The sequence below is a fragment of the Streptomyces sp. NPDC048462 genome, assembly GCF_043200175.1.
Classification (GTDB): Bacteria; Actinomycetota; Actinomycetes; order Streptomycetales; family Streptomycetaceae; genus Streptomyces.
On record NZ_JBICXG010000010.1, the window covers coordinates 128,599 to 142,526 of the forward strand.

The 13,928-nt window shown below is 69.9% G+C and carries 14 protein-coding genes; 7 read left to right on the forward strand and 7 right to left on the reverse strand.

Translation table 11 applies throughout. The features are described 5' to 3' along the window. Nucleotides 1–415 precede the first annotated feature (415 nt). Both ACGFU6_RS18775 and ACGFU6_RS18780 read left to right on the forward strand, forming a co-directional pair. Entirely contained in the window at nucleotides 416–1,303 is an 888-nt protein-coding gene (locus ACGFU6_RS18775) for a helix-turn-helix domain-containing protein (RefSeq protein WP_393612278.1), read from the forward strand. Beyond that, a complete protein-coding gene (locus ACGFU6_RS18780) occupies nucleotides 1,290–1,499 on the forward strand; it encodes a DUF397 domain-containing protein (protein WP_393612083.1) in 210 nt (69 codons plus the stop codon). Before ACGFU6_RS18775 ends, ACGFU6_RS18780 begins: the two co-directional genes overlap by 14 nt. A gap of 435 nt (nucleotides 1,500–1,934) precedes the next feature. Here ACGFU6_RS18780 and ACGFU6_RS18785 read toward each other — a convergent pair whose 3' ends face one another. Then, nucleotides 1,935–2,570: a GNAT family N-acetyltransferase gene (locus ACGFU6_RS18785; protein WP_393612085.1), complete on the reverse strand. Its 636-nt coding sequence runs from the start codon at nucleotides 2,568–2,570 to the stop codon at nucleotides 1,935–1,937. A gap of 497 nt (nucleotides 2,571–3,067) precedes the next feature. On the opposite strand from ACGFU6_RS18785, the gene ACGFU6_RS18790 reads away from it, so the two are divergent. The 3 genes from ACGFU6_RS18790 (at nucleotide 3,068) to ACGFU6_RS18800 (ending at nucleotide 6,608) form a co-directional block, all read left to right on the forward strand. After that, nucleotides 3,068–4,177, forward strand: a complete 1,110-nt coding sequence (locus ACGFU6_RS18790; protein ID WP_393612087.1) for a DUF1996 domain-containing protein — start codon at nucleotides 3,068–3,070, stop codon at nucleotides 4,175–4,177. 207 nt (nucleotides 4,178–4,384) lie between these two features. After that, on the forward strand, nucleotides 4,385–6,142 hold the full coding sequence (locus ACGFU6_RS18795; protein WP_393612088.1) for a discoidin domain-containing protein: 1,758 nt from the start codon (nucleotides 4,385–4,387) through the stop codon (nucleotides 6,140–6,142). A gap of 19 nt (nucleotides 6,143–6,161) precedes the next feature. After that, entirely contained in the window at nucleotides 6,162–6,608 is a 447-nt protein-coding gene (locus ACGFU6_RS18800; RefSeq protein ID WP_393612279.1) for a DoxX family protein, read from the forward strand. Nucleotides 6,609–6,694: 86 nt separating this feature from the next. Here ACGFU6_RS18800 and ACGFU6_RS18805 read toward each other — a convergent pair whose 3' ends face one another. Further along, nucleotides 6,695–8,176, reverse strand: coding sequence for an MFS transporter (locus tag ACGFU6_RS18805; protein ID WP_393612090.1), 1,482 nt, complete (start codon nucleotides 8,174–8,176; stop codon nucleotides 6,695–6,697). 59 nt (nucleotides 8,177–8,235) lie between these two features. Between ACGFU6_RS18805 and ACGFU6_RS18810 the strand changes: the two genes are divergently transcribed. Beyond that, nucleotides 8,236–8,700, forward strand: coding sequence for a MarR family winged helix-turn-helix transcriptional regulator (locus ACGFU6_RS18810; RefSeq protein WP_393612092.1), 465 nt, complete (start codon nucleotides 8,236–8,238; stop codon nucleotides 8,698–8,700). A gap of 14 nt (nucleotides 8,701–8,714) precedes the next feature. Here ACGFU6_RS18810 and ACGFU6_RS18815 read toward each other — a convergent pair whose 3' ends face one another. The 5 genes from ACGFU6_RS18815 to ACGFU6_RS18835 form a co-directional block, all read right to left on the reverse strand. Continuing rightward, nucleotides 8,715–9,509, reverse strand: a complete 795-nt coding sequence (locus tag ACGFU6_RS18815) for an SDR family NAD(P)-dependent oxidoreductase (RefSeq protein WP_393612093.1) — start codon at nucleotides 9,507–9,509, stop codon at nucleotides 8,715–8,717. Further along, a complete protein-coding gene (locus tag ACGFU6_RS18820) occupies nucleotides 9,506–10,666 on the reverse strand; it encodes a serine hydrolase domain-containing protein (RefSeq protein WP_393612280.1) in 1,161 nt (386 codons plus the stop codon). The genes ACGFU6_RS18815 and ACGFU6_RS18820 overlap by 4 nt, the downstream gene beginning before the upstream one ends. A gap of 66 nt (nucleotides 10,667–10,732) precedes the next feature. After that, on the reverse strand, nucleotides 10,733–11,512 hold the full coding sequence (locus ACGFU6_RS18825) for an energy-coupling factor ABC transporter ATP-binding protein (protein ID WP_393612095.1): 780 nt from the start codon (nucleotides 11,510–11,512) through the stop codon (nucleotides 10,733–10,735). Then, nucleotides 11,509–12,270 (reverse strand): cobalt ECF transporter T component CbiQ, encoded by a 762-nt coding sequence (gene cbiQ, locus ACGFU6_RS18830; RefSeq protein ID WP_393612097.1) that lies wholly within the window; start codon nucleotides 12,268–12,270, stop codon nucleotides 11,509–11,511. The genes ACGFU6_RS18825 and cbiQ overlap by 4 nt, the downstream gene beginning before the upstream one ends. Next, nucleotides 12,270–13,334, reverse strand: coding sequence for an energy-coupling factor ABC transporter permease (locus ACGFU6_RS18835; RefSeq protein ID WP_393612098.1), 1,065 nt, complete (start codon nucleotides 13,332–13,334; stop codon nucleotides 12,270–12,272). The genes cbiQ and ACGFU6_RS18835 overlap by 1 nt, the downstream gene beginning before the upstream one ends. A gap of 200 nt (nucleotides 13,335–13,534) precedes the next feature. Here ACGFU6_RS18835 and ACGFU6_RS18840 point away from each other — a divergent pair, with 200 nt between their 5' ends. Next, entirely contained in the window at nucleotides 13,535–13,909 is a 375-nt protein-coding gene (locus ACGFU6_RS18840; protein ID WP_393612100.1) for an SsgA family sporulation/cell division regulator, read from the forward strand. Nucleotides 13,910–13,928 lie beyond the last annotated feature (19 nt).

Genomic DNA, 13,928 nt, shown 5'->3' on the forward strand with positions numbered 1-13,928 from the left:
GAGCGGGAAGTCGGCCCGAAGGGCGGCCCCCTGAACTGACGACTCCCGTCGGCGTAAGCCCAGAAGCAGGAACACCGGTTCGATGAACCGGGCGATAAGATTATGCATGTCGACGCTCCTTCAAAGCGTTGGCCATGCCCCCGGACCGCTTCATCGGTCGCGGGGGTTTCTGATGCCGTCACGCGGACCACAGGCGTGCACGATCCATCGACCGTCATCCCTGTGAGTCCTTGAGGACCGGCACCTCAAGAATGCACAGCAAGTCCATCATTCTGCAAGACTTCATTTTGATGAACTTCGATTTGAATGATTCGAACAGACGGACTTCATTGCGAAGTGATCGATTCAGTGCTTTCATTTCGGGCGTATGGAAGACTTCACGATGAGGTCTGCTGAGCAAGAGGAGGGTGAAATCGTGGTCGACGGCCCTACAGGATCGACGGTGCCGCGAAGGCAGCTGGGCAGGTACCTGCGAGAACTTCGGGGCAGCGCCCATCTCACCGTGAAGGCGGCGGCCCGCGCTCTGGAATGGTCCGAAGCCAAGATGTGGAGGATCGAGACGGGGCAAACGTCTCTTCGCAGCCACGACGTCGAGGCCATGTGCAACGTGTACGGCGCCGCACCCGACTTCGCCGAGGCCCTGATGGGGCTGGCCAAAGAGACCAAGGCGCGCGGCTGGTGGCACGCATATGGCGACGCAATCCCCGAGGGTTTCGACCTGTTCATCGGTTTGGAGGAGGCTGCCTCGGAAGTCGACTGGTACGAAAGCGAGTTGATCCCAGGGCTGCTGCAAACCGAGGACTATGCGCGGACCATCATCCGGACAGGGAATCCTGACGAGGATGCCGCTGAGGTGGATCGCAGGGTGGATCTCCGCAGTGCACGGCAGGTTCTGCTGACTCGCACGACTGCACCAGTCCGGCTCAAGGTCGTTGTAAACGAAGCCGTGCTGCGCCGATGCGTAGGCGGTAACAAAGTGATGGCGGAGCAGCTGCGCCATCTGTTGGATGTCGGCAGCTTGCCGAACGTCACGGTGCGGGTGGTTCCCTTCAGCGCCGGGCTTCACCTGGGAGTCATGGCAGGACCGTTCCAGGTTCTGAGGTTTCCCACCAACCGAGACGGAAGCGCGAGTGAGCCAGACACCGTCTACGCGGACGGTTACACCGGCGATCTCTACCTGGACAAACCAACCGAGGTGGCAAGCTACGACGCCGCCTTTGTGGATATCTGGAACAAGGCAATCGACGATCAGGCATCTCAGAGCCTGATCTCTGAAGTGGCAGGGAGCTATGAACAGGGTTGATCTGACCGAAGCCTCTTGGGTCAAGTCCAGCTACAGCAACGCCCAATCATCATGCGTGGAGATCGCGACCGTGGGGGGCGGAGCTGTTCCCGTCCGGGACAGCAAGAACATTGCTGGTCCCGTCATCGTGCTCGGCGAACACGCCTGGCGCACGTTCCTGACTGGCATCGACGAAGAAGGCCCCTTCGCCGGTTGATGCTGGCACGGAGGGAGGCGCCAAGCCCCGGTCCATCTCGGCCGGGGCTTGGCTGCGTAACGCGGCAGCCCTGCGCTCGGGAGCGACTTACCATCCGGGCCACGCTGAATCCACGGCACATATGTTCAGTCGTGCCAGCCGGCCAAAAGCAGGCGGGCGGGCACTCGCCCAGCCCTGGGCAGCCTGCCACTATCCGACAGGAGCGACACTCACGGGGCATGCCACGCCAGTACCGCCCGCAGCGTCCTGATCAGGCAAGTTATTACAGCATGAGCAAGACTTGACATAGATCATTGTCGGCGCGGCCATCGGCACGGTGTTCTTCAAGGAGCGGTTCGGCGCCCCGCGCGTCGCGGCGGCCGGGCTGGTGGTGGTCGGCATCGGGCTGATGCTGCACACGAGTTGAGGGCAGAGCGGGAGGAACAGGGCCCTGCCCTAAGGCCCTTCGGCGGTGCCCCGCGTCAAGTCCATCACCATCACCGATCCCCACCCCTGCCGGTCCGCCTCCGTGAACCCCATCCGGAGGTAGAACGCGTGCGCCCCCGGGTTGCCGCTGCCGACGCCCAGGTGCAGTCCGCGCACCCCGCGCTCGCGCAGGGCAGTCAGCAGCGCGTCCATCAGCCGGCGGCCGAGCCCCGCGCCCTGGCCGCGCGGCAGGATGTCGATGTGGAGGTGGGCCGGGTAGCGCTCGTACAGCGCCTCCGGCTCCGGCGGTCCGGGGCGGTGGATGCGCTCCACGCAACTCCGGTCCCGCGTCCCGTCGCCGGGGCCGGCGGCCGGCCGGTGCGGATAGCGATGGCGCAGCGGCGGCCACCAGTGCTCCTCCAGCCAGCCGTCGAAGGCGTGGGTGTCGGCGGTCGCCACGACGTAGCCGAGCACCCCCTGTTCGTCGGCGGCGACGAAGGTGAGGCCGGGGTCGGCGGCCGGGTAGGGGCCCGCGTAGACGTGCGGGAGCAGGTCCGGGTCGCCGTAGAGCCCGGTCGCGTCCCGGCCGGAGTCACCGGTGCGCAGGCACACCCGGTACATGCCGGGCAGGTCGAAGGGCCCGAAGGGGCGTACGTCGATGCTCATCGCGCCGCCGGCATCGCGAGCGGGAACCCCGCCGAACGCGGGGTCCGCCGTCCGGTCCGGCGCCGGACGTTGCCGGTCTCCCCTTGCGGTTGGTCATCAGCCGGCCGCAGCAGTCGCTGCCGCAGTCCGGTTTCGCACACGCGTGGTTCGGCCGTCATCCCGGCAGCGTACGCAACCGGGCAGATGCCGGCGCACGGCGAGGGTGCCGGCCGGTGAAATGCGTCATCCGACCTCACGAACCACCGGCCGGACACCACCCCGGAACCCGTCTGTCATGCAGGTGAAGTCCGGCGCCCGGCCCCGCGGACCGGCCGATCCGCGATCCGGCCCAGGCCACAGCCTGTTACCGCCAGTAACTAGCCCCGCCCAGGCAACTCCCGGCAGGGCGGCGGTCGTTCACCAACTATTGACACGCTCTTGTCAGGAGCGGAACACTCCGGAATGGGAGAGCGCTCTCCCACCTTCATGCACCCCCACCCACGCAGCAGGAGGTCTCCATGCCACGGAGGTCGAGAACACTCACCGGACTGCTCTTGTTCACCTCGCTGACCCTCACCACGGCAGGGGTCGCCGGGATCGCCGCGACAGCGAACGCGTCCACCGAAAAGCCGGTCGCGGCGGCGGGCACGCATGCCGGGCACGCCGCGTACTCCATGCCGGGGATGCCCGGCATGGCCGCCTCCACCAAGGCTTCGGGCGACGACCCGGACGGGGACGGCTACATCATGGCCGACCCGCCGGTCACCGGCGTCACCCCCTCGATGGAGGTCCCGCCCCCGGCGTACTTCCACGAGTTCCAGGCCAAGTGCGCCCCGACCCACACGGCCCCGGACGACCCGATCGTGTACCCGGGCCAGCCCGGCAAGTCCCACGACCACACGTTCATGGGCAACACCACGACCGACGCCTACACCACCGCCGCCTCGCTGGAGACCGGCGACACGACCTGCCTGGCGCCCGGCGACAAGTCCGCGTACTGGATGCCGAGCCTCTTCAACGGGGACACGAAGATCCTCCCCGAGGGCGTCCAGACGATCTACTACAAGGCCGGAGTCACCGACTACCGGAGCGTGCGCCCCTTCCCGAAGGGACTGCGGTACGTCGTCGGTAGCCCGATGCAGTCCCAGGACGAGTTCAAGAACCTCAAGGGCACCGTCGAGGGCTGGGAGTGCGGTGAGAGCTTCAAGAACTACGACTTCCCGGCCGCCTGCCCGACCAGCCGGGACACCTACCTCAACCTGCGCCTACAGTCGCCGAGTTGCTGGGACGGCATCCACCTGGACACGCCCGACCACAAGAGCCACATGGCGTACCCGGTCGCCGGAGGCGCCAACTACAACTCGTGCCCGGCCGACCACCCCGTCGCCCTGCCCATGATCGAGTTCAAGATGGCCTGGCCGGTCAACGGCGACATGTCGCAGGTGAAACTGGCCAGCGGCAAGGGCTTCTCGTTCCACTACGACTTCATGAACGGGTGGGACACCGCCACGCTCGACGCGATGGTCACCCACTGCGTCAAGGGCGGGCTCCAGTGCGACCCGCACGGCTACGACGAGAACCACCCCGAGAAGGGCGCCGTGCTCAACGGGGACTACGAACTCCCGTAGCCGGCAGGGCCGGACGGTCAGGCGACCGCTCGGCCGAACCCCGGGTGGGGGGTCTTTTTTCGGCCCATCTCGGAGAGCGCTCTCCAAGATCACCCGGGGTCACTCCTCCCCCATCTGCCTCCCCACCTGCCACTTTCCCCACTTACCCCGCCCCCCACTTGCCTCATTTCGCCACCCGCCTCCTTCCCCACCCTCAAGGAGAGTCACATGCACCACCCCCCCACTCGTACGGCCAAGCGCCTCGTAGCCCCCTTCGCGGCGGCGGCCATGCTGGCCGGCGCGATGGTCGCCCTCCAGGCACCCGCCGCCCAGGCGGCCGGCAGCGTCGTCAAGGTCACCGGTTCGCAGGGTGCCTGGCAGCTGACCGTCGACGGTTCGCCGTACACAGTCAAGGGCCTGACCTGGGGCCCATCCGTCGCCGACGCCGAGAAGTACATGCCGGACGTGGCGTCCATGGGCGTCAACACGATCCGCACCTGGGGCACCGACGCCACCAGCAAGCCGCTCTTCGACACGGCGGCCGCCAACGGCGTCAAGGTGATCGCCGGATTCTGGCTCCAGCCGGGCGGCGGGCCGGGCAGTGGTGGCTGCGTCAACTACCTGACGGACACCCAGTACAAGAACGACATGCTCGCGGAGTTCCCCAAGTGGGTGGACACCTACAAGGACAACCCCGGCGTGCTGATGTGGAACGTCGGCAACGAGTCGACGCTTGGCCTTCAGAACTGCTACAGCGGTGACGAGCTGGAGGCCCAGCGCAACGCGTACACCACCTTCGTGAACGACGTCGCGAAGAAGATCCACACGGTGGACCCCAACCACCCGGTCACCTCGACCGACGCCTGGACGGGCGCCTGGCCGTACTACAAGAAGAACGCGCCGGACCTCGACCTGTACGCGGTCAACGCCTACAACGCGGTGTGCAACATCAAGTCCGACTGGGAGCAGGGCGGTTACGACAAGCCCTACATCGTCACCGAGACGGGCCCGGCCGGTGAGTGGGAGGTCGACGACGACGCGAACGGCGTGCCGACCGAGCCGACCGATGTCGCCAAGGCCGAGGGCTACACCAAGGCGTGGGGCTGCATCACCGGCCACACCGGGGTGGCGCTCGGCGCCACGATGTTCCACTACGGCACCGAGGACGACTTCGGCGGCGTCTGGTTCAACCTGCTGCCGGGCGGCCAGAAGAGGCTCTCGTACTACGCCGTGAAGAAGGCGTACGGCGCGGACACCTCGGGCGACAACACCCCGCCGGTCATCACCGACATGAAGGTGGACAACGCCACCGAGGGCGTCCCCACCGGGGGCGATGTGAGGATCAGCGCCAAGGTGTCCGACCCGGACGGCGACGCGGTCACCTCCCAGGTGCTGTTCAGCAGCAACTACATCGACCAGAACAAGGCGCTCGTCCCGGCCGAGACCAAGGACAACGGCGACGGCACCCTGACCGCGAAGGCGCCCACCAAGACGGGCGTCTACAAGGTCTACGTGAAGTCCACGGACGGCAAGGGCAACGAGGGCATCGAGACCGCGTCCCTCAAGGTGATCCCGCCGAAGGTGGACGGGACGAACGTGTCCCAGGGCAAGACCGCCACGGCGTCCTCGTTCCAGACCGACCCGACCGGCGGCTGCCCGTGCACGGCGGCCAACGCGGTGGACGGCAAGTTCGACACCCGCTGGGCCAGTGACTGGAGCGACCCGCAGTGGGTCCAGGTCGACCTGGGCGCCTCGACGGCCTTCAAGCACGTGCAGCTCGCCTGGGACCCCGCGTACGGCAAGGCCTACGACATCCAGACGTCCGAGGACGGTCAGAGCTGGACGACGGTGAAGTCGGTGACCGACGGCAACGGCGACATCGACGACATCGACGTCAACGGCACGGGCCGCTACGTGCGGATCAACGGTACGGCGCGTGGCTCCGGCTACGGCTACTCGCTCTACGAGTTCGGCGTCTACAGCTGACAGGAGAACGGCCCTCATGATGATCAATAACCTGGGGCGGGCACAGCCCTACGCGCTCAGCCTGTTCCGCATCGTCATCGGGTTGCTGTTCACCTGCCACGGGATCGCCTCGCTGTTCGGGCTCCTGGGCGGTGCGCAGGTGCCTGCGGGCACCTGGCCGGGCTGGTACGCGGCTGTCATCCAGCTGGCCGGGGGCGCCCTGGTGCTCCTCGGCCTCGGTACGAGGACGGCCGCTCTGGTGGGCTCCGGCTCCATGGCGTTCGCGTACTTCGACGTGCACCAGCAGCGGGGCCTGCTCCCGATGGAGAACGGCGGCGAGGCCGCGGTCTTCTTCTGCTGGACCCTGCTGCTGATCGTCTTCTCCGGACCGGGCCCGCTGGCCGCCGACCGGCTGTTCTCCTCCCGCGGAGCCTCCCGGGACGAGACGGAGGTCCGGCGCGAGCGGCGCCTGCGGGTACCCGCCTGAGGGGACGGGTACCCCCGCGCACCGGCCCTCCCGGGACTGCCCCCGGGAGAGCCGGTGCCGTGTGCGTCAGGCCCCGCCGTCCCCCGTCACACCGTGGCCCTCTCGTCCGCGTCCGCGAACTCGTCGCCCTCCGGCCGGGCCTTCTTCGGCAGCAGCAGGGTGATGCCCAGGAAGGCCACCAGCAGACAGGCCTGGGCGATCAGCGCGTGGCGGTATCCGGCGGTGAACTCACCGGCCGTGGCCCGGTCGAAGAACACCGAGCCGAAGACGGCCACCCCGATCGAGCCGCCGATGGACTGCACCGCCGTGAGCACCCCGGAGGCCGAGCCGATCTCGCTGTCGTCCACTGCGGCGAGGATGAAGCTGAACAGCGCGGCGATCACCATGCCCGCGCCGATACCGGAGACGGCCACGCCGGGCGCGATGTCCCAGACGGAGAACGAGCCGGTCGCGCCGAGCTCGTACCAGAGCAGTCCGGCGCCCGCGAGCTGCACCAGCGGGCCGATCTGGAGGACCATCCGGCCGATCCGCTCGGCGAGGAACGCGCCGCTGACCGCGCCGCCGATCGCGGTGCCCACGGCGAGCGGAAGATTGCCGAGACCGGCCTCGCCCGCGGTGAAGTGCTGCCCGATCTGGAGGTAGAGGGTCAGCACGAGCTGACTGCCGACGAGTCCGCCGAAGAACAGCGCGATCCCGCCGAGCCCCACGGTGAACGCGGGCTTGCGCAGCAGCGCGGGCGTCACCAGCGGCTGCCGCCCCCGTGCCGCGGTACGGCGCTGCTGGAGCGCGAAGGCGGCGAAGCCGAGGGCGGACGCGGCCAAGCACAGCCAGGTCCACAGCGGCCAGCCGGACTCCTGGCCCTGGTTCAGCGGCAGGACCAGCAGCGCGCAGGACAGGGCCACCAGCGCCGCCCCCACGCCGTCGACGATCACCGTGCGGTCGCCCGGCTTCTTCGGTACGGCCTTCGCGGCGACGATCAGGGCCACGATGCCGATGGGCAGGTTGACCAGGAAGACCAGCCGCCAGCCCAGGCCCAGGAAGTCGCCCTGGATCAGTCCGCCGCCCAGGACCGGGCCGACGATGCCTCCGAGGCCCAGCACGGGGCCGAAGATGCCGAAGACCTTGGTGAGTTCGGCACCGGAGAAGTTCTCCCGCAGCAGTCCGAGGCCCTGCGGCAGGAGCATCGCGCCCGCAGTGCCCTGGAGCAGCCGGAAGACGATCAGCGATTCGCTGCTCGGCGCGCACGCGCAGAGCAGCGAGGTGAGGGTGAAGGCGGCGAGGCCCAGCAGGAACATCGGGCGGCGCCCGTAGCGGTCGCCCAGCCTGCCGCCGAGGATCAGCCCGGCGCCCAGGGTGAGCGCGTAGCCGCCGATCACCCACTGGAGGCCGACCGGACCCGCCCCGAGCGACTTCTCCAGCTCGGGTCCCGCCACGTTGACGATGGACGCGTCCAGCAGGTCCATGATCTCCGCGACGAGCATCACGGCCAGGATCAGCCAGCGCCAGCGGTAGGGCTCCGCCGCGGCTGGGGCGGCACCCGGTGCGGCGATCGGCTCCGTCGCGCTCATTTTACCTCAGATCATTGACTACCAATATTCTTAGCAATATCGAGAGTATCCTGAGCCGCATGGATGTCAAACGGCCTGCCACCGAACCCGCGACGAGCGGTGGCGCCATCCGCGAGCAGCTTCGGAACCTGACGCTCCGGCAGCAGCGGTTCGAGCGTTATCTGGGGCGGCGGCTGCGGGTGGACCCGGCGGGTCTGGCCGTGATGGACCATCTCGTCAACGTCGGGCCGACGACGCCCACCGATCTCGCCCGCAGGCTGGACGCCTCGACGGCGGCGACCACCCTGGTGATCGACCGGCTCGTCGCGGGCGGCCACGCCACCCGTGAGCCGCACCCCACCGACCGCCGCAAGGTGATCGTGACCCCGGCCGAGCACTGGGGCGCCACGGCGTACGAGCATGTGGCGCCGGTCATCGAGGGCGTCAGCGAGGCCGCCGCGGAGCTCTCGCCGGACGAACAGGCCGTCGTGGCGGCCTTCCTGGAACGGATCGTGGGCGTGTACGACGCCGCGACCGACCGCTGAACCGGGGCGGGGCCTCAGTCCTTCGCGAGGGCCTGCCGGAAGCCCGTGTTCACCGCGGTCAGCCCGCCGTCCACGCACAGCGTCGTGCCCGTGACCCACGCGGCGTCGCGGGAGGCGAGGAAGGCGACCGCGGCGGCGATGTCCTCGGGCTCACCGACCCGGCCGAGCGGGTAGAGGCCGCTGACCCGGGCCAGCTCGTCCTCGCGGCCGGACCAGGCGTCGGTGCGGATCGTGCCGGGCGTGACGAGGTTGACCCGCACCCCGCGCGGTCCTGCGTGGCCGGCGAGGGTCCGGGTGAGGCTCGTCAGGCCCGCCTTGGCGGCGCTGTAGGCGTGGTTGCCGAAGTCCTGGACCCCGTTGACCGAGCCGATGCTGACTATCGCGCCCCGGCCGGACGCCGCGAGGTGCGCCATCGCGGCCCGCGCGCACCGGTAGGCGCCGCTGAGGGTGACGTCGAGGTCCCGCTCCCAGACGTCGTCCGGCTCGTCCTCGAACAGCGCCTGGTCGGGGGCGCACGAGTAGGCGTTGTTCACCAGCACGTCGAGCGCGCCGAACTCCGCGACCGCGTGCGCCACCGCCGCCTCGACCGCCGCCCGGTCCGTCACGTCGCAGGCCAGCGACTCGGCCCGGCCGCCCACCGCGACGATGTCCGCGGCCACCCGCGCGGCCCGCTCCGGGTCGAGGTCGGTGACCAGGACCCGGGCGCCCTCGGCCGCGAGGCGGCGGGCCGTGGCGGCGCCGATGCCCTGGCCCGCACCGGTGATGAGGACGCCGTATCCGTCGAATCGCGTGAGCGTGGCAGAAGTCATAGCGCCGACCGTACTGCCCGGACCAGGGCCTGGGCACGGGGGTCGGCGGTGACTCCTTTCTGCAGACCGTTCGTCACATAGCCCAGCGCGATGCCCGATTCGGGGTCCGCGAAGCCGAGCGAACCGCCCCGGCCCGGGTGGCCGAAGGAGCCCGGGGCAAGCAGCGGGGAGGCCGGTCCGTGCAGCATGTAGCCGAGCCCGAAACGGGTGTTGACGACCAGCACCCGGTCCGGGCCGGCGGACTCCTCGGTGCGGGCCAGGGTCAGCGTGGCGGGGGCGAACAGCCGGTGGCCGTCGACCGGGCCGATCATCGCGGCGTAGCAGCGGGCCAGGCCCCGGGCGGTGGCGATGCCGTTGGAGGCGGGGAGTTCGGCGGCCCGGTAGCCGGGCTCGTTCTCGTCGGGGAACGGGTCGATGGCGCCGAACGCCCGGCGGGTCAGCGAGTCCGGGTCACGATAGGCGTCGACGACCGAGCGCTTGGGGCGCATCCGCAGCGCGCCCGTGCCCTCGCCCGCGGGTGCCTCGACGGGGCCGATCCGGCCGACCCGGTGGGCCTCGTCCGCGGGGAGGCCGAACCAGAAGTCCAGACCGAGCGGGCGGGCGATCTCCTCGGCGACCCAGCGGCCCACGGTGCGCCCGGTGACGCGTCGCACCAGTTCGCCGACGAGCCAGCTGTAGGTCTGCGCGTGGTAGCCGTGCTCGGTGCCGGGCTCCCACTGGGGGCGCTGGGCGGCGACCGCGAGCGGCCCGCTCACCCCGTCGGCCGCCTCCTCGGGGCTCAGCGGCCGGTCCAGGGCGGGGATGCCGGCCCGGTGGGCGAGGAGGTCGCGCACGAGTACGCGCTCCTTGCCGTTGGCCTTGAACTCCGGCCAGTAGGTGCCGACGGGGGCGTGCAGATCGATCTGGCCGCGCTGGTGCAGCAGCAGCGGGACGGCGGCGGCGATGCCCTTGCCCGCCGACCGGACGACCTGCACGGTGTCCACGGCCCACGGTTCGGCGCCGTCGACATCCCTGGTCCCGGCCCACAGGTCGACGACCTTGTACCCGTGCCGGTAGACGGTGACCGCTGCCCCGCGGTCGCCGCGCTGTTCGAAGTTACGGATGAAAGCATCCCGGACCGGTTCGAATCCGGGCACCACGGCGCCCCGTACGTCCACGCCTGTTCCCGCGCTCCCGCTCATCCCCCCATGGTGCATTGCGTCGCAGGTCGCAGGAGGGGCGGGTTACCCGATGTTCACCGTCACGGAGCGCGGGTCGAACCCGAAGGGGAGCTCCAGCCGGTGCGCGCGCATCAGTTCCTCGTCGCAGAGGAGGTCCTGGGTGCGGTCGTCGGCGGCGATGACGCCCTCGCTGAGGATGACGGCCCGGCCGCACAGCTCCAGGGCGTACGGCAGATCGTGCGTGACCATCAGCACGGTCACGTCCAAGGAGCGCAGGATGTCGGCCAGTTCGCGGCGGGAGGCCGGGTCCAGGTTGGAGGAGGGCTCGTCCAGGACGAGGATCTCCGGCCGCATCGCGAGGACCGTGGCGACGGCGACGCGGCGGCGCTGACCGAAGGAGAGGTGGTGCGGCGGCCGGTTGAGGAACTCCTCCATGCCGACCTGCTTGAGCGCGTCGGTGACCCGCTCCTCCAGTTCGGCGCCGCGCAGTCCGCCGGACGCGGGTCCGAAGGCGACGTCCTCGCGGACGGTGGGCATGAAGAGCTGGTCGTCGGGGTCCTGGAAGACGATGCCGACGCGGCGCCGGATCTCGGCCAGGTTGCGCTTCTCGACCGGCAGCCCGGCGACCCGGACACTGCCGGCGCCCGCGTCGAGGATGCCGTTGAGGTGCAGGACGAGGGTGGTCTTGCCGGCGCCGTTCGGGCCGAGCAGGGCGACGCGCTCGCCACGGGCGACGGTCAGGTCGACGCCGAAGAGCGCCTGGTGGCCGTCCGGGTAGGCGTAGGCGAGGCCGCTGACCTCCAGGGAGGGGGGCGGCGACGGGGCGGCGGGGGTTTGGCTCATACGGTCCATCCCAGCAGACACACGACGAGGGCGAGCAGGGGGAGTGCCGAGGCGTACGCCCACTGGGTGCGCGAGGCGGTCACCTCGTCGATGACCGGCATGGTGCCGGTGTAGCCGCGGCTGACCATCGCGAGGTGGACGCGCTCCCCGCGCTCGTAGGACCGGATGAACAGCGCGCCCGCCGATTTGGCCAGCACGCCCCACTGCCGCACCCCGCGCGCCTCGAAGCCGCGCGAGCGGCGGGCGATGGACATCCGGCGCATCTCGTCGGTGATCACATCGCCGTACCGGATCATGAAGGAGGCGATCTGGACGAGCAGCGGCGGCAGCCTGAGGCGTTGCAGGCCGAGGAGCAGCGAGCGCAGTTCGGTGGTGGAGGCGAGGAGTACGGAGGCGGCGACGCCGAGGGTGCCCTTGGCGAGCACGTTCCAGGCGCCCCAGAGGCCGGGGACGCTGACGGAGAGGCCGAGCACGTGGGTCTGCTCGCCGGGCACCACGAACGGCATGAGCACCGCGAACGCGACGAACGGCACCTCGATCAGCAGCCGCTTGAGGAGGAAGCCGGCCGGTACGCGGGCCAGCACCGTGACGCCCGCGATGAGCAGCGCGTACAGCCCGAAGGCCCACACCGCCTCGCGCGGGGTGGTGACGACGACCACGACGAAGCAGAAGACTGCGGCCAGCTTGCAGTGCGGCGGCAGGTCGTGGACCGGCGAGTGCCCGTGCCGGTAGAGCTTGTGGGCGTGCCCCGCGCCCATCAGACCTTCGCGTCCGTGCTCGTGACGACCTCGGGCTCGTCGCCCTTGCGACGGCGGCGGGTGACGACGTAGAACGCGCCGCTGCCGACGACGAGGGTGGCGCCGACGCCGATCACTCCGGCCAGTCCGCCGGAGATCCGGGCGTCGGAGATGTCCTTGACGCCGTAGTCCGCGAGCGGGGAGTCCTTCGAGGCGTGGTCCTCGGCCTTCTTGTCGATGCCCTTGTCGGTGGCGACCTTCTCCAGGCCGTCGGGGTTGGCGGAGGCGTAGAAGGAGACGAAGCCGGCCAGGACCAGCGCGGTGACCAGGCCGGTGGCCCACAGGCCCCGGTTGGAGCGGGCGGCGGGCGCGGCGGCGACGGGCTCGCGGGCGGGTGCGTCGACGAGTTCGCCGTCGACGCGGAGCTTGAGCGGGGCGGTGAGTCCGCGGGCGCCGTGGACGAGGTCGGGGCGTACGGCGATGACGGCGCCGACGGTCAGCGCGGTGATCACGGCCTCGCCGATGCCGATCAGGACGTGGACGCCGACCATCGCGGTGAAGACCTTGCCGATCGGGATGTCGGTGGTGCCGCCGATCCAGTACATCAGCGTGAAGGCGCAGGCCGCGGCCGGTACGGAGACGAGCGCGGCGACGAAGGAGGCGGCGGTCATGGAGCGGCGGGTGCGCGGCAGCAGGCCGGTCAGGCCGCGGAAGAGGGCGTAGGCGACGACGGTGGTAACGATGCCCATGTCGAGGATGTTCACGCCGAGCGCGGTGAGCCCGCCGTCGGCGAACAGGATGCCCTGCATCAGCAGGACGACGGAGATACAGAGGATTCCGGTGTACGGCCCGACCAGGATGGCGGCCAGCGCCCCGCCCAGCAGGTGGCCGCTGGTACCGGCGGCCACCGGGAAGTTCAGCATCTGCACGGCGAAGATGAACGCGGCGACCAGCCCGGCCAGCGGCGCGGTCTTCTCGTCCAGCTCCCGGCGGGCCCCCTTCAGGCTGACGGCCACGGCACCGGCGGCCACGACTCCGGCTACGGCGGAGACGGGGGCGTTGATGAATCCGTCGGGTACATGCATGGGGGAGGCTCCGCTTCCTGCGTTACTGCGTTGCTGCGCGGGGTCATGAACCTCTCAATAATAGAGCGCTGTTGCGAACCGTTCGCAAGAGCGTTGCCGTCACAACTGCCCAGGGTTCTCACAGTGCTCTTTTCGTAAAATATGGGACATTGGAGGACGAAGACGTACAAAAAAGGCGTATGCACAGGAGGAGCCGGCCCATGTCCCCCGTGATCAAAGAACATGCCCGAGCCCGGCTCGTCACCGACGCCCGCGACCTGCCCGTGGTCCCGGTCGAGCTGCGTTACGACACCGCCGACGATCCGCATACGATCCGGGTCGCCTTCGCCGGCGGCACGGAGTGGGCCGTCGAGCGCGAACTGCTGGAGCGCGGGCTGCGCTCCCCGGTCGAGCACGACAGCTACCGGGTCTGGCCGTGCGGCCGGGCCCAGCTGGTCGTCGAGCTCCATTCGGCAACCGGCGTCGAGGTGGTCCAGTTCGACAGCGCCCCCCTGATCCGCTTCCTGCGGCGCACCCACACCGAGGCCAGGGCCGCCGAGGCCCCCGGGGCCAGGCCCGAGGCCGCCCCCGCCTGACCCGCGCCGGGAGCGGGCT